Annotated in this window: 19 protein-coding genes; 6 read left to right on the forward strand and 13 right to left on the reverse strand. The window is 68.4% G+C overall.

Going from position 1 to position 21,445, the window contains the following annotated elements:
* Positions 1–35 precede the first annotated feature (35 nt).
* Positions 36–365, reverse strand: a complete 330-nt coding sequence (locus IEY68_RS18895; RefSeq protein ID WP_373292987.1) for an NfeD family protein — start codon at positions 363–365, stop codon at positions 36–38.
* A gap of 623 nt (positions 366–988) precedes the next feature.
* Between IEY68_RS18895 and IEY68_RS18900 the strand changes: the two genes are divergently transcribed.
* Complete coding sequence (locus IEY68_RS18900; protein WP_058853682.1) at positions 989–1,456, forward strand: PPOX class F420-dependent oxidoreductase; 468 nt, start codon at positions 989–991, stop codon at positions 1,454–1,456.
* A 24-nt stretch (positions 1,457–1,480) separates the two neighbouring features.
* Here IEY68_RS18900 and IEY68_RS18905 read toward each other — a convergent pair whose 3' ends face one another.
* From IEY68_RS18905 to IEY68_RS18920, 4 genes are all read right to left on the reverse strand, one after another.
* Entirely contained in the window at positions 1,481–2,446 is a 966-nt protein-coding gene (locus tag IEY68_RS18905; RefSeq protein WP_062998666.1) for a glycerate kinase family protein, read from the reverse strand.
* A gap of 275 nt (positions 2,447–2,721) precedes the next feature.
* Entirely contained in the window at positions 2,722–4,179 is a 1,458-nt protein-coding gene (locus IEY68_RS18910; protein WP_058853683.1) for a catalase, read from the reverse strand.
* A gap of 386 nt (positions 4,180–4,565) precedes the next feature.
* A complete protein-coding gene (locus tag IEY68_RS18915; RefSeq protein WP_058853684.1) occupies positions 4,566–5,627 on the reverse strand; it encodes a tartrate dehydrogenase in 1,062 nt (353 codons plus the stop codon).
* Positions 5,624–7,129 carry an NAD-dependent succinate-semialdehyde dehydrogenase gene (locus IEY68_RS18920; protein WP_082681169.1) on the reverse strand — a complete coding sequence of 502 codons (1,506 nt, stop codon included), beginning with the start codon at positions 7,127–7,129 and terminating at the stop codon, positions 5,624–5,626. The genes IEY68_RS18915 and IEY68_RS18920 overlap by 4 nt, the downstream gene beginning before the upstream one ends.
* Before the next feature lie 213 nt (positions 7,130–7,342).
* Here IEY68_RS18920 and trpB point away from each other — a divergent pair, with 213 nt between their 5' ends.
* The 4 genes from trpB (at position 7,343) to IEY68_RS18940 (ending at position 11,997) form a co-directional block, all read left to right on the forward strand.
* On the forward strand, positions 7,343–8,584 hold the full coding sequence (trpB, locus tag IEY68_RS18925; RefSeq protein WP_058853685.1) for a tryptophan synthase subunit beta: 1,242 nt from the start codon (positions 7,343–7,345) through the stop codon (positions 8,582–8,584).
* Between the two features lie 349 nt (positions 8,585–8,933).
* Entirely contained in the window at positions 8,934–10,397 is a 1,464-nt protein-coding gene (locus IEY68_RS18930; protein ID WP_058853686.1) for an MDR family MFS transporter, read from the forward strand.
* Between the two features lie 253 nt (positions 10,398–10,650).
* On the forward strand, positions 10,651–11,112 hold the full coding sequence (locus IEY68_RS18935; RefSeq protein WP_058853687.1) for an Ig-like domain repeat protein: 462 nt from the start codon (positions 10,651–10,653) through the stop codon (positions 11,110–11,112).
* A 54-nt stretch (positions 11,113–11,166) separates the two neighbouring features.
* Positions 11,167–11,997 (forward strand): IclR family transcriptional regulator, encoded by an 831-nt coding sequence (locus IEY68_RS18940; RefSeq protein WP_058853688.1) that lies wholly within the window; start codon positions 11,167–11,169, stop codon positions 11,995–11,997.
* Here the strand turns inward: IEY68_RS18940 and IEY68_RS18945 are convergent.
* From IEY68_RS18945 to IEY68_RS18960, 4 genes are read right to left on the reverse strand one after another with little or no spacing between them, the layout of a single operon-like run.
* Entirely contained in the window at positions 11,972–12,919 is a 948-nt protein-coding gene (locus tag IEY68_RS18945; protein WP_058853796.1) for an NAD(P)-dependent oxidoreductase, read from the reverse strand. The two genes, IEY68_RS18940 and IEY68_RS18945, sit on opposite strands and share 26 nt — an antisense overlap.
* 44 nt (positions 12,920–12,963) lie before the next feature.
* Positions 12,964–13,902, reverse strand: a complete 939-nt coding sequence (locus IEY68_RS18950; RefSeq protein ID WP_058853689.1) for a hydroxymethylglutaryl-CoA lyase — start codon at positions 13,900–13,902, stop codon at positions 12,964–12,966.
* Positions 13,899–15,140, reverse strand: coding sequence for a CaiB/BaiF CoA transferase family protein (locus IEY68_RS18955; protein WP_058853690.1), 1,242 nt, complete (start codon positions 15,138–15,140; stop codon positions 13,899–13,901). The genes IEY68_RS18950 and IEY68_RS18955 overlap by 4 nt, the downstream gene beginning before the upstream one ends.
* 23 nt (positions 15,141–15,163) lie before the next feature.
* Positions 15,164–16,579 carry a GntP family permease gene (locus IEY68_RS18960; RefSeq protein WP_058853691.1) on the reverse strand — a complete coding sequence of 472 codons (1,416 nt, stop codon included), beginning with the start codon at positions 16,577–16,579 and terminating at the stop codon, positions 15,164–15,166.
* 323 nt (positions 16,580–16,902) lie between these two features.
* On the opposite strand from IEY68_RS18960, the gene IEY68_RS18965 reads away from it, so the two are divergent.
* Complete coding sequence (locus tag IEY68_RS18965; RefSeq protein ID WP_058853692.1) at positions 16,903–17,700, forward strand: VOC family protein; 798 nt, start codon at positions 16,903–16,905, stop codon at positions 17,698–17,700.
* Between the two features lie 279 nt (positions 17,701–17,979).
* Here the strand turns inward: IEY68_RS18965 and IEY68_RS18970 are convergent, their stop codons facing one another.
* The 4 genes from IEY68_RS18970 to IEY68_RS18985 all read right to left on the reverse strand — a co-directional run bounded on the left by IEY68_RS18970 (position 17,980) and on the right by IEY68_RS18985 (position 21,291).
* Complete coding sequence (locus IEY68_RS18970) at positions 17,980–18,165, reverse strand: hypothetical protein (protein WP_058853693.1); 186 nt, start codon at positions 18,163–18,165, stop codon at positions 17,980–17,982.
* Between the two features lie 35 nt (positions 18,166–18,200).
* The gene (locus IEY68_RS18975; RefSeq protein WP_062998632.1) at positions 18,201–19,283 is read right to left on the reverse strand and encodes an Rv2629 family ribosome hibernation factor; all 1,083 of its coding nucleotides are present in this window, start codon (positions 19,281–19,283) and stop codon (positions 18,201–18,203) included.
* A gap of 111 nt (positions 19,284–19,394) precedes the next feature.
* Entirely contained in the window at positions 19,395–20,369 is a 975-nt protein-coding gene (locus IEY68_RS18980) for a TIGR03557 family F420-dependent LLM class oxidoreductase (protein WP_058853695.1), read from the reverse strand.
* Between the two features lie 121 nt (positions 20,370–20,490).
* A complete protein-coding gene (locus IEY68_RS18985) occupies positions 20,491–21,291 on the reverse strand; it encodes a DUF72 domain-containing protein (protein ID WP_058853696.1) in 801 nt (266 codons plus the stop codon).
* Between the last annotated feature and the right edge of the window lie 154 nt (positions 21,292–21,445).

The following is a 21,445-nucleotide window of genomic DNA, read 5'->3' on the forward strand; positions in this document are numbered from 1 at the left end:
GCCCGGGGGATCGCCGGAGTGGTCCACGGGGTCGATCAGTGCCCGCGTGGCTCCGTCAGTGTCGCGCCCTCTTGCATCTTGATGCGCCGATGCTCGGCTACCACGATCAATGCACCCGCGATCAGGCAGATCACACCGATGATTCCGGCTATGACCGCCCACCCGGCGAATCCGTAACCGGCCGCCGTAAGGGTCAAGGCCACCAGCACGATGCCGACGGCGGCCAGGATGATGCCCGGCCAATTGCGCCGGTCCTCGATCGATTCGCCGGCGTGCGAACGGGTGGTCCGTGCGTCGTCGGGGAAACGATGCTCACTCGGGGTATTGCTCTGGTTGGGATCGTTCTGTCCGGCGACCATGCTCATGTCCTTCCTGTCGAGCCTGCGACCAGGGACTTCGGTGCGAATACCCGCTCGGTGGCAGTTGAATCACCGGGGGCGGCGGATCCGCGCGTCCGGGACGGGCCGCGGCGGAACGGGGTGTCCGGGATCCGGGATCGGCGGGCGATCAGGTGCCGGGCCCGGCTCCGGCGGCGGTCCCGGCGGTCGCGGTGCGGGCTCCGGGATCGGCGGTTGTGGTTCGGGTGAGGGGCCGGGGACCGGCGGTTGCGGCTCCGGTGGCCGGGGCTCCGGCGGGGGAGACGGTAGCGGCGGTGTGGGTGCTGGATCGGGCGCCGGATGTGGTTCGGGGAACGGGCGCTGCGGGTCGGTGGCACGCATGGCGATTGCTCCTGTCGGCTGGGTCCGGGGCTGCCGCGGAATCCGGTGTTCGGCTGCTGACCTGTGCCCGCGATACCCGATGCGACCCGGGCGAATCATCCGACGGCGGCAGCGAACCCGGATTCGAGTGCACTGCCGCCCGGCGTTCCCCGCGGAATTCTCCCCGTACGCGGGTCAACTCATCCTGTTCGGAGGTGGGCCGCCCGCGGCGACGGTGACTATGCTGCGGATGGACCGCCCGAGTGCCGATCAGTTCCCGAAAGGTCTCCATGCCGCGTATCGCGACCACCACCATCGTCGACCGGGCCGACCTGCTGGAGTTCCTGGGCTCCCGGCATCACGGCGTACTCGTCACCACCCGAGCCGACGGTCGTCCGCAGCTGTCGCCGGTGACCTGTGGGCTGGATCCGGAGGGCCGAATCGTCGTCTCCACCTATCCCGGCCGCGCGAAAACCCGCAATATCCGCCGCGAACCGCAGGTCTCGATCTGTGTCCTCTCCGACGAGTTCGACGACGCGTATGTGCAGGTCGACGGCCGCGCCGAAGTACTCGATATGCCCGAGGCGCTCGACGGGCTCGTCGACTACTACCGCGGTATCGCGGGCGAACACCCGGATTGGGACGACTATCGGGCCGCGATGGCGCGGCAGAACAAATCGCTCGTCCGGATCGAGATCCAGCGATGGGGTCCGATCGCCACGGGCGGCTTCCCGCCCGATACCGAGACCGCCGGCTGATCGTCCGGCCGGTGCGTTCGCCGGTCAGGGTGCGATGGCGCCGATCCGTCGTCCCGCCGCGCGCATGGCGTCGATATCGGAGGCCACGATGATCTCGGCGAAACGCGATCGGTAGTCGCCCAGGTCGTCACCCACGGAGCCCACCACCGCGTAGACCGGAGCGGCACCGGCCCGCCCGAGGATCGCCGAGATGATCTTGCCCGCGCGGGTCTGCCCGTCGAGCCGGCCCTCACCGACGACGATCGCGCCGGCCCGCTCGACGAGGGCATCGAACCCCGTGCTGTCGAGCACGTACTCTGCCCCCGAGCGTAATTCGGCCCCGTACTGTGCCCACATTCCACCCGAGAACCCGCCGGCCGCGCCGGTGCCGTCGACGCCGGAGGGATCGCGGGGCAGGGTGCGTGCGGTATCGGCGAGTCGCCGGGTGAGAAATTCGACGGTGGCCGGATCGGCCCCTTTCTGTGGCCCGAAGACGCGCGACGCGTCCACATACCGGGTGGTGACATCGGTGAGCACGGTGAGGGACGCCCCGCCGAGGCCACCCGATTCCTCGATGGCCGCGATCGCTCCGATACCGCCGTCGGTGGTGGCCGAACCACCCGCGGTGACCACGATCCGCCGGGCCCCGCGCCGCACCGCCGCCGCGATGAGCATCCCCGTGCCGTAGGTATCGGCGGCGACCGGATCGCGCGGACCGTCGTGCGGGGTGGTGACACCGCCGGCCGCGGCGATCTCGATCACCGCGGTGCCGTTGGCGGACAGGCCGAAGGTGGCCGTATGCGGGGCGCCCCAGGGGTTTCGTGCCTCGACGGTCACGTGCCGGAGTCCGAGCGGCCGGGTGAGCGCGGCGAGGGTGCCCTCGCCACCATCGGCGACCGGGAGACGAACCGCTGTCGCGCCGGATTCCTCGGCGCCCCCGGCGATGGCGTCGGCGACTTCGGCGGCCGTGAAGGTGCCCTTGAAACTGTCGGGACAGACGAGAACGGTCACGCGGTGCGCCCATTGATCGCGCATACCCGCCGCACACCGGCATCTCGCTGAGCGAGGGGAACGCGTTCGGAGAGGGAGAGGAGGAACCGAGGGCTATCGTCGCCGGGTCGGGTCCGCGATCCCCGGGCGGGACCCGTCGTTCGCACGCTCATGGCTCCCGACTCTATCGGGCGCGCCGGTCCCCGGGTTTGCGCTCACCCGGTGATCTGCCCCGATATCCTCGATACGGCGACGACCGCGGGAGCCGGAGCTGCCCGCGGCCGTCGGTCCGGCGATCAGGATTTCGCGGCGACGCCGTTCTCGATGCGGTCGCCGAGTTCCTTGTCGACATTGCGCCAGTACTCGAAGGCGCGCTCGAGCACCGGGCGGCTCACCCCGTCCAGCAGATGGCCGACGATATTGTTCACCAGCCTCTCCCTGGCCGCGTCGTCGAGGACATTGCGCACCATGGTTCCCGCCTGACCCCAGTCGTCGTCCTCGGCGTGCAGTGTGTAGGCACCGCGCACCAGATCGCCGTCGGTATGCCAGCCCGCCGGCTCACCGTAGCGGTCGGTATCGGGGCGCGGTCCACCCTTGGAGTTCGGTGTGTACACCGGATCCGATACCGGTTGGATGCGCATCGCGCCGTCCTTGCTGTAGCTGTGCACCGGGACGTGCGGTGCGTTCACCGGGATCTGCTGATAGTTCGCGCCCAGCCGGGCCCGGTGCGCGTCGGCGTAGGAGAAGATTCGGGCCAGCAGCATTTTGTCCGGGCTCGGGCCGATACCGGGCACCAGATTGTTCGGCTGGAAGGCCGCCTGTTCGATCTCGGTGTGGTTGTCGGTGGCGTTGCGGTCCAGCGTCATCCGGCCGACCTCGATCAGCGGATAGTCGCTGTGCGGCCACACCTTGGTGAGGTCGAACGGATTGAACCGGTAGTTCTGTGCCTCGCCGAACGGCATGATCTGCATGTGCAGCGTCCAACTCGGGTATTCACCCCGGTCGATGGACTCGTAGAGATCGCGCATGTGGTAGTCGCTGTCGGCGCCGGCGAGGCGGTCGGCTTCCTCCTGGGTGAGGAAATCGATGCCCTGATCGGTCTTGAAGTGGTATTTGACCCAGAACTTCTCGCCGGCGGCATTGACCCACATATATGTGTGGCTGGAGTAGCCGTTCATATGCCGCCAGGTCTTGGGAATACCGCGATCGCCCATCAGCCAGGTGACCTGGTGCGCGGACTCCGGCGACAGGGTCCAGAAATCCCACTGCATATCGTGGTCGCGCAGGTTGTTGTCGGCACGGCGCTTCTGGGAGCGGATGAAGTTCTGGAACTTCATCGGGTCGCGCATGAAGAACACCGGGGTGTTGTTGCCGACCATGTCGTAGTTGCCCTCGCTGGTGTAGAAGCGCAGGGCGAATCCGCGCGGGTCGCGCCAGGTGTCGGGGCTACCGCGTTCCCCCGCGACCGTGGAGAACCGGGCGACCATCTCGGTCTCGGTGCCCGGCTGGAATACGGCCGCCTTCGTGTACGCGCTGACATCACCGGTGACCCGGAAGCGACCGAAGGCGCCACTACCTTTCGCGTGCGGCTGACGCTCGGGGATCCGTTCCCGGTTGAACTGCGCCATCTGCTCGATGAGGTAGTGGTCCTGTAGCAGGATCGGCCCGTCCGGGCCGACGGTCAGTGAATGCTCGTCGCTTTCGACCGGGATACCGGCATCTGTCGTCAGGATTTCGGGCTGCTCGCTGGTCATGCTCTCGGCGTCTCCTTCCGAGCGATGGACCGGCTCCGGGGCTGCGGAACCGGTGGCCTGATCGCGTGGCCGGATCGAGCGCGAGGAAGGAGTTCCTGACCCGGGACCGTCCACACACTAGCTCTTCCCAGAATGTCACCGGGCAATCAGGAAGGAAAGGAATACGGCTCTCGATTCGGGTGAATATGCAGCTCACCGGGTATAGAGCAGCATTACGGGGGCTTTGCCCTCAGCGCTCGGTTTCCCCTCGGCCACATCACGGGCGTGGGTGCCGCGGTGGCGGCGGGAGCGTTCGAACGAGACCCACCGGTGCCGACCGTGCCGACGCCACCGGCGCCCGAAGTGTCCGGGACCGACGGGAGACGGCGTCGGACCCGGACCTGTGGTCAGGCGTGCAGCAGTGCCGATGCGCGGTCGGCGATCTCGGTACCGACCTCGGTGGTGGTGGCGGTGCCGCCGAGATCCGGGGTGCGCGGACCGCCGCTGCCGAGGACATCGGTGACCGCCCGGTCGACCGCCGCGGCGGCCTCGTGTGCACCGAGGTGTTCCAGCAGCATGGCGCCCGCGAGGATCTGTGCCACCGGGTTGGCGATGCCCTGGCCCGCGATATCGGGTGCGCTGCCGTGGACGGCCTCGAACATCGACGGCGCGTCCCGGCCGGGGTTGATATTGCCGGAGGGCGCGAGCCCGAGACCACCGGTAACGGCGGCGGCGAGATCGGAGAGGATGTCACCGAACAGGTTGGAGCCGACGATCACGTCGAGCCGGTCGGGATGCAGCACGATCTCGGCGGCCAGTGCGTCGACGTGCATCTGCCGGGTCTCCACTGCCGGGTACTGTGCGGCGATCCGCTCGAAGACCTCGTCCCAATAGGGCATGGAATGGATGAGGCCGTTCGATTTCGTGGCCGAGCAGACCTTTCCCGCGCGTTCGGTGGCCCGGTCGAAGGCGTAGCGGATGATCCGTTCGCAGCCGACCCGGGTGAAAACGGATTCCTGCAGCACGAATTCGTCCGGCCGGCCGGGGTTGTGCCGGCCACCGATCTCGGAGTACTCACCCTCGGAGTTCTCGCGCACGATGAGCAGGTCCAGATCCGCGGCGGTGCGATCGCGCAGAGCCGAGGTGGTACCGGGCAGCAGCCGCACCGGGCGCAGGTTCACGTATTGGCCGAAGGCCCGGCGCAGTGGGATCAGCAGCCCCCACAGCGAGATGTGGTCGGGCACTCCCGGAAACCCGACGGCGCCGAGCAGGATCGCATCGAACCGGGCGAGCTGCTCGGGTCCGTCGGCGGGCATCATCGCTCCGGTGCGCAGATAGTTCTCGCAGGACCAGTCGAATTCGGTCCATTCGATACCGGGCAGTACCCGGTCGAGAACTTTTACCGCCTCGGCGGTGACGTCGACGCCGATACCGTCTCCCGGAATCGTCGCGATCCGATAAGAATTCACAGTGGCACTCCGATGTATTTGATCTCGAGGAATTCGTCGATGCCGACCAGACCGCCTTCGCGGCCGAGACCGGATTCTTTCACCCCGCCGAACGGGGCCGCGGGGTTGGATACGACGCCCTGGTTCAATCCGACCATGCCGGTGTCCAGCGCTTCGCAGATCCGCAGACCGCGGCGCAGGCCTTCCGTGTACACATAGCTGACCAGGCCGTAGGGAGTGTCGTTGGCGCGTTCGACCGCCTCCTCCTCGGTATCGAAGGACGCGATGCTCGCGACCGGGCCGAAGACCTCGGTATGGCAGATCTGCGCTTCGTCGGGCACATCCACCAGAACGGTGGCCGGATAGAAGTGTCCGGGGCCGTCCAGCGGGTCACCGCCCAGTAGTACGCGGGCGCCGCGGGCCCGGGCGTCGGCGACGAGTTCGGTCACCTTGGCCACCGCGTCGGAATCGATCAGCGGGCCGACGACCACCCCGGGTTCGGTGCCACGTCCCAGTGGCAGTTCGCCCATGCGTGCGGCCAGTCGTTCGGCGAATTCGTCGAGGACACCGCGCTGTACGAAGAATCGGTTGGCCGCGGTGCACGCCTGTCCGATATTGCGCATCTTCGCCGCCAGCGCTCCTTCCACGGCCGCGTCGAGGTCGGCGTCGTCGAAGACGAGGAACGGGGCGTTGCCGCCCAGTTCCATCGAGGTGCGCATCACGGTCCGGGCGCACTGTTCCAGCAGTTTCTTGCCCACCGCGGTCGATCCGGTGAACGATAGTTTGCGCGAGCGCGGATCATGGATCAGCGGTGTCATCACCGCCCCCGGGTCCGAGGTGGTCACCACATTGACGACCCCGGCGGGAACACCGGCTTGGTGCAGGATCTGGGCGAGGGCCAGGGTGCACAGCGGCGTCTGCTCGGCGGGTTTGATCACGCTGGTGCATCCGGCGGCGAGCGCGGGCCCGATCTTGCGGGCGCCCATGGCCATCGGAAAGTTCCAGGGGGTGATGAGCAGACTGGGCCCGACCGGCTGCCTGGTCACCAGGAACCGGGCACCACCGCCCGGGGCGGGCATATAGCCCCCGTCGAGTCGGACGGCCTCCTCGGCGAACCAGCGGAAGAATTCCGCGGCGTAGGTGATCTCGCCGCGCGCTTCCGCCAAGGGTTTGCCCATTTCGAGGGTGGCGATCAGAGCGAGCCGGTCGGTGTCGTCGAGCAGCAGCCGATGGGCGCGCATGAGGATTTCGCTACGCGCGCGTGGGGCAGTACGTGCCCAGTCGGCCTGTGCGGCCGCGGCGGCGTCGAGTGCGGCCAGTCCATCCTCGGGTCCGGCGTCGGCGACCTCGCACAGCCGCGCTCCGGTGGCCGGGTCGAGGACGGGCAGAGTTCTCGCGGTCTCGCGGGTGCGGCCGTCGATGAAGAGACCGGTCGGTACCGACTCGACGGCTTCCCGTTCGGCGGTGGTGAGTATGGCTTCCGTGAGCACGGTGGATGCTCCTCCCTGTCGGCGGCCGGTCATGCCTGGCCATATTGTCGACAATCCTACAATAGGGTCGCGTTTTGGGGGTGGAGTCGGTCGGCGGGCTTCCTACCACCGGGCAGTGCCACGCCGCGACGAAATTCCACACCTTCAGTACTGTTAACTAATCCGTTGCCGAGAGGTGACTCGAAGCTCGCGCCGGGCGTACAGACTTTTCGCAGCGGATTCGGGAACAGAGATTGTGAGTGCTGGATGGTCGTCGGTCACGGGGTCGAGCGAAATACCTTTCGTCCCGGGGATTTTCCGGATGAACACGGCCGATTCGGAAAATTCGGGGGCAGATACGTTCCCGAGGGACTCATGGCCGCATTGCTCGAGCTGGAGCACGCCTATGATCTGGCCCGCGCGGACCCGGCCTTCACCCGTGAGCTGACCGGATTGCTGCGGACCCGGATCGGCAGACCCACACTGCTGCACCAGGTGCCGCGATTCGCGGCGCGGCTGGGAGCGGCGCCGCCGACGGTCTACCTCAAACGGGAGGATATGGCCCACACCGGCTCGCACAAGATCAACAATGCGCTCGGGCAGGGATTGCTGGCCCGGCGGATGGGTAAGCGCCGCCTCGTCGCCGAAACCGGTGCGGGACAACACGGGGTCGCGGTCGCGACGGTGGCGGCGATGCTCGGTTTGAGCTGCACCGTATATATGGGCGCAGTCGATGCGGAACGGCAGCGGCCGAATGTGATCCGGATGCGGCTGCTCGGTGCCGAGGTCCGGGTGGTGGAAACCGGGAGCCGCCGGATCAAAGAGGCGATCACCGAATCCGTCCGGGACTGGGTCTCGCAGGTGGACACCACCCATTACCTGCTGGGCAGCGCGGCCGGACCCGCCCCCTACCCGCGGATCGTGCGGGATTTCCAGTACCCGATCGGTGCCGAGGCCCGGTCCCAGATCCTGACCGCCGAGGGCCGGCTGCCCGACTACGTGATCGCCTGCATCGGCGGAGGCAGCAATGCCCTCGGTGCCTTCCGGCCGTTCGTGGCCGATGCCGGGGTCCGGCTGCTCGGCGCGGAGGCCGCCGGACGGGGGCTGCATACCGGTGCGCACGCGGCATCGCTGAGCGCCGGCAGCCCCGGGGAGATCGACGGCAGTTTCAGCTATCTGCTGCAGGACGACGACGGCCAGATCGCCACGACGCACAGCGTCGCAGCGGGACTGGACTATCCGGGGGTCGGCCCGGAACTCAGCTATCTCGAGGACAGTGGCCGCCTGAGTTCGGTCCCCATCACCGACGACCTCGCCTTACGCGGTATGCGGGAGCTCGGGCACAGCGAGGGGATCATTCCCGCTCTCGAATCCGCGCACGCGGTGGGTTGTCTGCTGGACCTCGCCGAGCGCGGTGAACTGGCCGCCGGTTCGGTCGTCCTGCTGTGTCTGTCCGGTCGCGGCGACAAGGACCTCGATATCGCCGCCCGGGAACTGGGACTGTTCTGACACCCGGCCGGCGCCCGTAGGTGGTATCCCGCGGACGCGTGCGTCCGCGGGAGCAGCGGTGGGGCCCCGGCCACGGCAGACCGCCCGGTCGGCGGACATGACCTCACTCACATCGGCCCCGGGGGACCGGTCGGTGCCGACCCGGCGGGAGCTGTCGGTTCCCGGCTGTGACCGGGAATACGGCCGCCCGAAAAGCGATTGATCCGGCGCGTAGCCGTAAGAAACACTGGCGCGTCACCGATGAGCGGAGCACAGCTCACTCGTCTGTTCTCACATATGCGCCGAGCAACGATCGTCGACGACCGCGCTCGGGCCACGCCAGTTCGCTCACGACCTCCGGAGGTAGCCGATGCCCGCCCTGTTATCCGTTCGCCGGACCGGAGGAGGTACTCCGGCCGTCGTGCGGTTGCTGGTCATCGCGACCTTCGTGGTGATCCTCAACGAGACCATCATGATCAACGCGATCCCGCGCCTGATGCACGACCTGGAGGTCACCGAGCGGGCGGCGCAGTGGGTCTCCACCGCCTTCATGCTCACCATGGCCGCCGTCATCCCGGTGACCGGCTGGTTCCTGCAGCGGGTCACGACCCGCCGCGCCTATGCGCTGGCCATGGGGATATTCCTCGCGGGTACCGCGCTGTCCGCGGTGGCGCCTTCGTTCGCGGTACTGCTCGCCGGCCGGATCATCCAGGCCGGCGGTACCGCGGTGATGATGCCACTGCTGATGACGACCCTGATGACCGTGGTGCCCGAACGCGACCGTGGGCGGGTCATGGGCAATGTCACCCTGGCCATCTCGGTGGCACCGGCCATGGGTCCGGTCATCTCCGGGCTCGTGCTCCAGATCGCGTCGTGGCGCTGGTTGTTCGTGCTGGTGTTGCCGATCGCGGGTGTGGTCACCTGGTTCGGGTTGCGGCGTCTGGAGAACATCGGGGAACCGGAGACCGGTTCGATCGACTGGTCCAGTGTGGTCTTCGCCGCGCTCGGTTTCGGCAGCCTGGTGTACGGGCTGAGCCGTTTCGAAGCCGGTACGGTGGCCACTCCGGCGCTGATCACCCTCGCCGGGGCCGCCCTGATCGGTCTGTTCGTGGCGCGGCAGCTGTGGCTGCAGCAGCACGGCACCCCGCTGCTGGATCTGCGGATCCTGCGCTCGGGCACCTACACCAAAGGCCTGATCCTGATGGCGGTGGCGTTCCTGGCGATGCTCGGCTCGATGATGCTGCTGCCGCTGTATCTGCAGAATCTGCGCGGCCTGTCGCCGCTGGCGACCGGTCTGCTCGTCATGCCCGGCGGTCTGGCCATGGGCGTGCTCGGACCGGTGATCGGGCGCCTGTTCGACCGGTTCGGCGGACGAGTGCTGGTGATCCCGGGCTCGATCGGTATCACCGCCGCGCTGGCCGGATTCACCCAGATCTCCGCCGCTACGCCGTACTGGCAGCTGCTGGCGCTGCACATCCTGCTCATGGTGTCGCTGGCGGCGACATTCACCCCGGTGTTCACCCTGGCGCTGGGCGCCCTGCCCGAGGACCTCTACTCGCACGGCAGTTCCATGCTGGGCACCCTCCAGCAAGTCGCCGCCGCACTGGGCACGGCCCTGGTGGTGACGGTGATGGCCAGTCGTACCACCGCGCTCCAGGCCGCGGGCACCGACGCGCTGACCGCGCAGCTCGACGGCATGCGACTGGCCTTCGTGGTGTCGGCGGCACTGGCCGTCATCGTGATCGTGACGGCGGTCCTGCTGCCGAACAGGTCCAGCGCGCACGTCGAGACAGACGGCACCGAGAAGCCCGATCCCGAACTCGTGGAGGTCTGACCCCCGATTCCGGCAGAGATCCCGGCCGCGCCGATTTCGAGGCGGTCGCCGCGAAGATGAACCGGCTTGCCGGTGACCGCCCTGGAGCCGGAGGACATCACGAAGACGGTGCTGTTCCTGGTCTCCGATGCCGCGAAGTACATCACCGGCACCACCCATGTGAAGACGCCGGGAACACGGTGTAGCCCTGGACCATGCGGGGGTGGTGCGAGGATGGGGCACAGCACGACCGACGATAGAGAGGCAGGAAGCGATGCGGGTGAACAGGTTCCGGGGACCGGCACGTGCGGTGGCGGCGGCATTCGGTACGGCTGCGCTGGTGGTGGCTCCACTGATATCCGCACCGGCCGCCCATGCCGCGGTGGCGCCGGTGATCCGGCTCGCGGTCACCGGTGGACCGACCACGGCGTCGGCGAACACCGTGCCCACCGGATGCACGGTCACCGTGGAGGCGACCGTGACACTGCCCGACGGCGACCCGGTCGAGTACGGCACTGTGCAGTTCTTCAACCGCCTGCCCGGTAACGGCGATGTACCACTGGGCAAGGTCGCGGTGGCCTATGGCCGGGCCAGTGTCCAATGGACTCCGTCCGCGAACGGGGCCAACGGTCTCAGCGCGGGTTACGCCGACGGGCTGCCCGATATCCTGCCGGTCTCGGCCGGTATCGAGGTCACCGCACGGCCCGGGCTGCCGCTCGGTGGGCTGTGCCTGTGACCACCGGCGGTGTCCGGCGCCGGGACGGGTCACGCGCGGCGTAGATTCGGCGATATGTCGAGGCAAGACGGCGGTCCGGCCGCGAACCACCAACCGCTGCTGGTACTGGGGAAGATCACCGAGATCCTCGATGCCTTCTCCCTGGCCCGCCCGTCGCTGACGCTAGGGGAGATCCAGCAGGCCACCGGCCTACCGACCTCCACGGTGCAGCGCCTGGTCACCAATATGGCGGACCGGGGTCTGCTGGATCGATCCGGTGACCGGATCCGGGTCGGGTTGCGGATGAGCTATTGGGCGGCCACGGCGGTGAAGGGACTGGATCTGCTGTCGATCGTCGATCCGGCGCTGCGCGAGATCCGCGACGTTACCGGCGAGACCGCCTGCGTGTTCCGTGCCGAGCACGGTTTCCGGGTGTGCGTGGCGATCGCCGAGACCCGGCACGCGCTGCGCCGGGACATGTACGTGGGCAAGATCATTCCGCTCTACGCCGGGTCCGCGGGCCGTATTCTGCTGGCCTGGGACCCCGAACTCACCGAACGCGTGCTCTCGGCACCGCTGGAACCCTTGACCGAGGGCACTGTCACCAGTCCGCCCGAACTACGTTCCCTCATCGCCCGGGCGAAGGCGGACGGCTACGCGATCAGCGCCGGGGAACGGGAGGATTCGGCGTCCGGACTGTCCGCGCCGATATTCGACGCGGCCGGAAACGTGATCGCGGCGCTGACGATCAGTGGCCCCACCCTGCGGATGCCGCTGGCGCAGTGCGAGGCCTGGGTGGACCTGCTCGTCGGCTATGCCGAACAGGTGACCCGTACCCTCGGCGGGCGCATCCCCGCCGGGGATACGGGATCTCCCGTGGTCAGCGTGCCCGCGCTTCCGGATTGACCGGATACGGCGGGAGTTCGCCGCGGGCGATGGCCACGGCGTTCTCGGCGCAGCGGCGCGCCATCTCGGCGCGCACCGGGACCGTCGCGCTCCCGATATGCGGCAGCAGCACGGTGTTGGGTAGTGCGGCCAGTCCCGCCGCCAGACGCGGTTCGTCCTCGTACACATCGAGCCCCGCGCCGGCGATCGTCCCGTCGCGCAGCGCCGCGACCAGCGCCGTCTCGTCGACGATCGGGCCGCGTGCGGTATTGATCAGAATCGCCGACGATTTCATCGACCGGAACACGGATTCGTCCACGAGGTGGCGGGTTTCGTCGGTGAGGGGGACGTGCACCGAGAGATAGTCGCTGGTGGCGACCAGTTCGGGCCACGCCAGTTGGTGTACCCGCCCGGCGAATTCACCGAGTTCCTCCGTGCTCACCACGCGTTCGCCGGGTGGGCGCGGGGAGAAGTTCACCGTCATTCCGAAGGCGAGCGCGCGGCGGGCCGTGGCCCGGGCGATCCGGCCGAATCCGGCGAGCCCGAGGGTCCGGCCGCTGACATCGTGGCCCAGCAGCAGTTCCGGTTCCCAGCCGCTGAACTTCCCGGACCGGACGAACGTGTCGGCCTCGACGCAACGCCGCGCGACCGCCAGGATCAGCAGCAGCGCGAGATCGGCCGTGGCGTCGGTGAGCACCCCGGGGGTATTGCCCACAATGATGGAGTTCGCCGTGGCCGCGGCGATATCGATGTTGTTGTAACCCACCGCGAAATTGCTGATACCGGCGATTTTCGCCCGGTCCAGCAGTGCGGCGTCGAATTCGTCCTGTAGCTGAGCCACGACCACCCGGTAGTCACCGGATTCGCAGGCATCCGCCAATTCCGCCCGCGTCATCCGGCTCGCGGCCACGGTCACCGATCCCGCGGCCTCCAGTAACCGCATACCCGGATCGGGCAGCGGAGTGGTGACGAGGAAATCCGCGGCCGTCACGACTGCGCGCCGATCACCCAGTCGAAGGCACGGGCCTCCGAGTGCGCGCCCTGGGCGGTCTTGGAACGGTTGGGCTCGCCCAGATCGGCGAGCAGCGCCGCCCCGGTTTCGACCACGGTCGCCAGCACAGCGGGGGTGAGCCAGTCCGGCCGGGTGGCGAACAGCAGGTCTTCGGTGGCGGTGTTACCGCTCGCGCCGGGCGCGAACGGGCAGCCACCCAGTCCGCCCAGCGAACCGTCCACCAGCGTCGCGCCCGCATCGATGGCCGTCAGCGTATTCGCCACACCCAGACCCCACGTGTCGTGGCCGTGATAGACGATCCGGCGCGGCGGCGTGCTCGTGCGAACCGCCTGGATCAGCTGGCGTACCTGTGCCGGTACCGCCTGGCCGAGGGTATCGGCGACGACGATATCGGCGGCACCGTCGGTGCGTGGATCCGCGGCGATACCGAGTACCCGCGCGGGATCGACAACGCCTTCGAACGGGCAGGTGAACGCGGTCGCGATACACAGCTGGATGGTGCCACCACTGTCGCGGGCGAGTTCGATCGCCGCCGGCATGGCGGCGACGCTGTCCTCGGTGCTGCGGCCGATATTGGCCTGGTTGTGCGAATCCGACGCCGACAGGCAGTACTGGAAATTACGCGCCCCCGCCGCGGCCGCCTTCTCCACATGACGCGGTGTGGCCACCCACACCCAGCATTTCGCGAGTTCCTCCGGTGTCAGTGCCGCGATGACCTCGAGCGTATCGGCCAGCGGCGGGACCAGGTCCGGGCGCGCCATGGAACCGATCTCGAGCTCCGGCACACCGAGCGCGAGCAGGTCGCGGGCCAGCGCCACCTTGCGTTCGGTGTCCAGCGGTTTGCCGGTGAGCTGCAGCCCGTCGCGCAGTGTCACGTCGCGTAGTTGCGCCGTGGGTGTGTAGGTGAAGGTCATACCGTAACCTCTGTCTCCGAAGTGCCTGTGACGGCGTCGATTTCGTCATCGGTGAGGCGCAGTACCGTGGCGAGTACTTCGCGCGTGTGCGCACCCAGGTCGGGGCCGATTGTACGGATCGGTAACGAGGCCTCGCCGATCACCGGGACGATGCCGGGGAATCCCACCGTGGCCGGTTCCGCCGCGCCGGTGTCCACCTCGAACCGCTGGATCATGTTCCGCGCGGCGTACTGCTCGTCGGCGCAGATATCGGCCGCGGTATAGATCGGGCCCGACGGTACCCCGGCCGCGTCGAGGATCTCCAGTGCCTCGTCCCGGGTGTGCCGGATCGTCCAGCCGGCGATCGCGGCATCCAGTTCGTCGCGGCGGGCCCAGCGGCCGGCATTGTCGCGCAGATCCGGGTCGGCGCCCAGATCCGGTCGGCCGATCGTCTCCATATAGCGCTGGAAGATGGCATCTCCGTTGCCCGCGATGATGATGCTGGCGCCGTCGCCGCACGGATAGGCGTTACTGGGCGCGATACCCTCCATCCGGCCACCCACGCGTTCGCGTTTCACCCCGTAGGCGAGATAGTCGGGCACCAGCGATTCCATGACCGACAGGATCGACTCGTTGAGTGCCACATCGATGATGCGTTCCGCCAAGGGCACCGGAGCATCGCTGCGGGCCCGCTGGAACAGCGCCATCACGGTGCCGAACGCGGCGTAGATACCGGCGATCGAATCGCCGATGGAGATACCGGTGCGTACCGGCGGCCGGTCCGGATCACCGATGAGTTCGCGCAGCCCGCCGACCGCTTCGGCCACCGCCGCGAAACCGGGCCGGGCGGCCCGCGGTCCGGTCTGCCCGTACGCGGAGATGCGGGTGATCACCACGTCCGGATTGGCTTCCTGCAGTGCCTCGGGGCCCAGCCCCCATCGCTCCAGTGTCCCGGGCCGGAAATTCTCCAGCAGTACATCGCATTCGCGGACGAGGTCGAGTATCAGGGCCCGGCCCGCCTCCGTGCGCAGGTCCACGACGATGGATTTCTTGTTGCGGTTGACGGTGCGGTAGAGCATGGAGGTCTCGCCGTCGTACAGACGCCAGCGGCGCAACTCGTCACCGGTCACCGGACGCTCGACCTTGATCACTTCGGCACCGAAGTCGGCCAGCATCCGGCCGGCGGTCGGGGCTGCGATGTAGTTGCCGAGTTCCAGGACCCGGATCCCGGCGAGCGGTCGAACGGGCTCGTTGCGCATATCTTCCCTATCGTTTCCGAGGTTCACAGGACCAGGCTCAGCGGCATGATGAGCAGGATCGCCACCACCGAGGCGATCGAGACCCCCACCGAGCACGTTTTCAGCGTGCCGCGCGTCGTCTGCCCCATCAGTGATTGCAGCAGCCAGAAGGTGTTGCTCGTGACGTGCACGGCGAACAGGGATCCAGCGCCCGCGGCCAGGGCGATCAGCACCGGGTCGATACCGAGCGCCGGTGCCACCGGGGCCAGGATGCCCGCCGCGGTGATCGCCGAGATCGTCACCGAGCCGACCGCGATATGCAGTACGGCCGCGATCGCCCAGACCATCAGCAGGGGCGCCGCGGTACTCGCGGTGAAGTAGTCGCCGAGGATATCGCCGAGACCGGTTGCCGCGACGGTGGCGGCCAGTGATCCGCCGACGCCGGTCAGGATGAGGATCTGCCCGCTCTCCTGGAACCCGGTCGCGATACTGCGCTGGATCCGGTCGATGCCGATACTGCGGCGGCCCACGACGCTCGTGCCGACCAGCCCGATCAGCAGAGCGATGACCGGGGTCGAGAGGAACGCGATCATCGGATGGTGGATCTCGGCGACCTCCAGGACGGCGCCGGCGGCGATGAGCAGCAGCGCGGTGAGCAGCGGCGCCAGCAGTAGTGGCAGCGGGGTGCGGACCGCGGTCTGCGCGGGCGCGACGACGGCTACTCCGCCGGTGCCGGGTGCGGATCCGGATTCTGATTCTCCGGTGCCCGGAACCGGCTGTACGCCCACGGAGTCGGACTGTTCCTCGCCGGGGTAGGGCTGTTCGTCGCGTTCCTCGTTCCACCAGCCGCGGTCGAACAGAAAGCACATCACGGCGACCGCGATGGTGACCGTGGGGATCACCAGGACGAGGCCGAACAGCAGCATCTTGCCCAGCGGTACGCCGAGGAGGCCGGCCAGGGCCAGCGCGCCGACGCCGGGCACCGTGAGCACGATGCCGCATTCGCCACCGATCGCCAGTGCCGTGGCCATCCGGGCAGTGCCCTTCCTGTTCATCTTGGCGGCGGTGGATCGTGCGAGCGGCGCCGAGATGACCAGCAGTACGTCCAGGTAGATCGACTGGAGTGCGGTGGCGACGGTGAGCGAGAGCGCGTACGGCATCCGGTTGACGCCGAAAACCCGGACAAGGGTCTGTACGAGGCGTTCGATGGCCCCGGTTTCCTGCAGCATCGCGCCGGTCAGGACGCCGAAAGCGATCAGCAGCCCGACCTCGGCCATGATGTCGCCGAAACCGGTGGCGATCGTTTCGACCGTCTTCTCGGTGCCCAGGCCCGCGGAGAGTCCCAGATAGGCCGAGCCGATGACCAGCGATACCGCCGGGTTGATCTTGAATCGGATGATCAGCACGACTACCGCGAGTACCGCGGCGCCCGTATTGATCATCGTTGCTTGGTCTGACATGTGCATATCCCATCGAGTCGCACCGGCCCGGCGTTGCGCTCGTGCTGGCGGCACGGAACCCGTGACGCAGGACACAGTGGATTCACATTATGAGCATAGGCTCACGATATAGGCAATCGGGGCTCCGGATATCGGCGCCGGGCGAATACATTGCCAGGTGGTTGCCCGCCTATCCTCCGGTGGATACCGTTGGCTCACCACGGCCGTGGAGTGGCCAACGATCCCGCGGCCGTATTGCGTCTTTCTCATCCGGCTCTGTCCCATCCGCCGCAACGCCCCGTAATCGCTCGTGCGAACCCGAAACGGAACACGGAGGACACGCAATGCCGATACGTGAAACCCCTTGGCCGGCCGGCACCCCGTGCTGGGCCGACTGCCAGGTCGACGATACGAACCGGGCCCGTGAGTTCTACCGCGCGCTGTTCGGCTGGGAGATCGCCGAGAGCGCGCCGGAGGCCGGTGGCTACCTGATGGCGTTGCGCAACGGCCACCCGGCGGCGGGGATCGGCCCCAAACCACCCGGGCCCACCATGCCGTCGGTGTGGACGACCTACATCGCCACCGAGAACGCCGACGACACCTCGGCCGCGATCGTGGCCGCCGGCGGCACCGTCCTGGCCGCCCCCTTCGATGTGCTGGACGTCGGACGGATGCTCGTCGCCACCGACCCCACCGGCGCGGCATTCGGTGTATGGCAGGCGAAACGGCATGCAGGCGCCGGGATCTACAACGAACCCGGGGCCTACTGCTGGAATGAGCTGCACACCGACGGTTACCAGCGGGCGCAGGAGTTCTACTCGCAGGTTTTCGGCTGGACGTTCACCGAGATCGGTGACGGGGTGAACGTCGACTACGCGACCTTCGCTCTCACCCCGGACGGTGAACCGGTCGGCGGTCTCAACGACTCCACCAAGAATCCCGGTGCCGGACCGTCGTACTGGCTGGCCTGGTTCCAGGTGGAGGACACCGACGCGATCCTCGCCTCGGCGACCGGTCTGGGCGCGACGCTGCTGATGGGTCCCGATGACAGCCCGTTCGGCAGGATGGGTGTGCTCACCGCCCCGCAGGGCGAGACCTTCGGCGTGATCGATACCGCGCAGGCCACCGAGATGCCGTCCTGACCGGAGCCGCCGCCCGCCGGGTGACCGGGCCGGACTCCAGAAGGCAGCCGGGACGAGTTCGCGGGAAAGCGTCCCGTCACACCGCGAACCGGCCGCCCGATACGGGCGGCCGGTTCTGTCGTTCGGAGACGGTTTTCGGCCGGATATCGCGCGACAGTGCTTGTCGCGCAACTCACCGAACCGGACAGTGGCGTGCCGGTCGGTGGTCGCCGCGACGGAATGCCCGGCCTGTCCCGAGGGGTTCGCCGCCGCTGTTCGCGGACTATCCCGGCGGGCGGACTAGGGCCTGTCGTGGCGCTCGGTCCGGTCCACCCGTTCGTGCACCAGGAGATCGTCGTCGGCGGGCGATTCCGGGTCACGCCATTCCTCCACCCGGCTGGACCTGTTGCCGCGCAGGGTGCCCTGCAATTCGTGCGCCAGCTGGTCGTCGCGGGCCGGGCCGTGTTTGCTGCTACCTCGTTCCATGACATTGCTCCTGTCTCGATTCGAGCGGTATGTGGTCAGGCGTAGCGCAGCAGGGCGCCCACTCCTTCCGGCGGTGCGGCCTGCTCGCCGACCGGGGTGACCGTGCCGCCGCGGACCAGCGCGGCCACCGGCAGCGCCTCGTCGGCTCGGCAGGTCGCGCCGGTGGCACTCCGGAGCGCACCGAGCGCGGCCGGGTCCCGCAGCGGTTCGGCGGGCAGGCGGACGGTGCGATCGCCCAGCGCGGCGGAATTGATCAGCAGATTCTCCGCGTTGGACGCCAAGAGCGCGGAGACCGTCCCGGACAATCCGGTGACGGCCAGCCCCTCGTCGCGGCCGTGCGCCTTGTCGAAACGTGCCACGACTTCCGCGCGTCGCTGTTCGGCCTGTTCGGCGACGAGTTCGCGAACCGCGCCGTCGAGTTCAGCGTCGTCGGAGCCCGCTGCGCGACTCCCGGCTTCGACTTCCACGACCCGCGCCCCGGTGGCGCCCAGTGCCCGGCGAACCGCTGACCGGGTGGCAACTTCACCCGCCACGACCACCACCTCCGCATGGACCCGCCGGGCGACGCGGGTGAGTTCTCCGGCGACCTCGTCGGCGTTGCGCCGCACTGTTTCCTCCACCCGCCGCTGCATCGAACGATGCGACCAGCCGCCGCCGTGGCGCACCTTGTGGACGGGATGCCCGGTGCCCTCGATCGATTCGTCGACCACCTCACCTTGCTCGTCGACTCCGTACATATCCGAGCCGACCCGATCGACCACGGCCACGGCGTGCGGTACTTCGCCGGCTCCCTGTTCGATGAGCGGCAGCAGGTACGGCAATGCCGATACGCGGACGATCTCCGGCTGTGGCGGCGTGGGTAGCCGTCTGTCGACGAGTACCGACTCGGCGTCGGCGATGAGGACCCGGCCGGTACGTCCCGGTTCGGGTGGATCACCCGTGACCGCCTCGCCGAGCAGCGCGATCATCTGTTCCGAAGCGCCCTCGGCGGCGAGTCGCTCGGCGAGCGCCCGCCAGCGCAGGGTGCGCTGCCGTCCGGCGTCCTCGGTGTCGTGTTCGGCGTCGATGTACAGCGAGGCGAACGGTCCCGGTCGTTGCGCTATTTCTCTGATACTCATGCCATTCACGGCAGGCGCGATACCCGGACACAGCCGATCGAATCACCGATCCGGCGAAATCGCGGTCCGCGGTGGGTGATGCGGCCGTGACGGGCCACGGACTCCGGCCGGTCAGGCCGCTTGCGGTGTCAGTTTGCGCAGCGGTTCGTCGAGTTCCGCGCGGTAGAAATCGAGAAACCCGTCCGGATCCGGTCCGGCGTTCTGCATCACCAGATGATCGAACCCGGCGTCCACGAAGGGCTGTGCGATATCGAGGTAGCGCCGCGGGTCCGGTCCGCAGGCGAACTTCTCCAGAATGTCCTCCTCGCGCACCGTCGTGGCGGCCGCCTCGAAATTCACCGGATTCGGCAGCTCGCTCATCACCTTCCAACCGGTGAGCGCCCAGCGGCTGGTGTCCAGGGCGGCCCGGGCGGCGGTATGCGCGTCGGGCGCCCATGCCATGGGGACTTCGGCGTAGCGCGGGCCGCCGCCCCCGGCCGACTCGTAGCCGGCCACCAGATCCGGTTTCGGTTCGGTGGCGAAGAGCCCGTCGCCCACTTCCGCCGCCAGTTCGGCGGCATCGCGCCCGCCCGCGGCCACCGCGATGAGCGGCGGCTCGTCGGGAAGATCGAAGACGCGGGCGTCGGACAGTTTCAGATACCGGCCGTCATAGGACCGGTAGCCGCCGCGCCACAGCAGCCGGATGATCTCCACCGCCTCCCGCAGCAGCTGATGGCGACCGGCGACATCGACCGGGAAACCTGCACCGACGATGTGCTCATTGAGGCGCTCACCGGAGCCTACGCCCAGGGTGAAGCGGCCTCCGGAGAGCAGCGCGAGCGTGGCGGCCGCCTGCGCGATGACAGCCGGGTGGTATCGCACGGTCGGGCAGGTGACGCCGGTGGCGAGCCCGATCCGCTCGGTCTCCGACGCGATGGCACCGAGTACGGCCCAGGCGAAGGGGGAGTGGCCCTGGTTATCGAGCCACGGGTGGAAATGGTCGCTGATCTCGACGAAATCGAACCCCGCGGCCTCGGCGCGGACGGCCTGTCGGACCAGTTCGGTGGGGCCGAACCCTTCGGCGGCGAGCTTGTAGCCGATCTCCATGGTTTCCTCCGAACGCTGTGGTCGTCGATGGGCACCGCGAGTTCGGGCTCGCGAATGACGCGGCGCCGGACGAATGCGCTGTACCCGGACAACTCCGCGAGAAACGGAAACATCCCTGGCGTCATGAGGTTTCTGCCCGGGGCCGGGTAGACGGTGCCGAGCCGGTGGTGGCGGGTGTGCGTGTCACGGTGGCACCGATATCGGTCGCGATCGCGGCGAACGCGACAGCGTCGCGGACGGCCGCACCGCCGGGATCGTTGTTGAAGAAGACGAATACGTCGTCGTCCTCGCTCCAGGTCCCGGTCAGCCGTCCGGCCCAGGTCCGCAGGGCACGCGCACCATACCGAGGTGGGGGTCGCGCGCGCCCGCGGTGTAGGCGCAGATAACCCCAGCCGGTGGTCCGCCACCGCGGTGTCACCGGGCGTGATCCGGCATCCGCCCAGCAGAGCGCGGCCCGGTTGTCCTCGAGCACCCCGCGGATACGCGGGGACCACCACGAGTCGTGCCGGGGTTCCACCGCCACCCGGATATCGGCGGGGAAACAACGCAGGCAGGTGTCGAGCAGACCCGGATCGGCCCGCAACGTCCCGGGGAGTTGCAGTAGAACCGGGCCCAGCCGCGGCCCGAGTCCCTCGGCGTGGCGCAGCAGCCGCGCCACTGGTTCGCCGGGATCGCGCAGGCGTTTCATATGTGTCAGGAAACGACTGGCCTTGACTGCGATGACGAAATCAGCGGGGGTGCGGTCGCGCCAGGCCGCGAAGGTCTCGCGCGCCGGTAGCCGGTAGAAGGCGTTGTTGTTCTCGACGGTCGCGAAATTCGCGGCATAGTGTTCCAGCCACAGCCGTTGCGGGCAGCCGTCCGGATAGAGGACGCCGCGCCAGTCCCGGTACTGCCACCCCGAGGTGCCGATATGCAGTGTCATCGCCGGTCCGCCGGTCCTTCGGGCGTGGTCGTGCCGTCGCCCACATCGTCGCGCGGTCGGCGAACTCGCCTACCTCGATCCGCGGTCCGGTCGCCTGTCTGCTCCATACGTGGCGGCTACCCGGGACATGCGCACTCATACCTGTCCGGATATT

Source organism: Nocardia jinanensis (genome assembly GCF_014645735.1).
Classification (GTDB): domain Bacteria; phylum Actinomycetota; class Actinomycetes; order Mycobacteriales; family Mycobacteriaceae; genus Nocardia; species Nocardia jinanensis.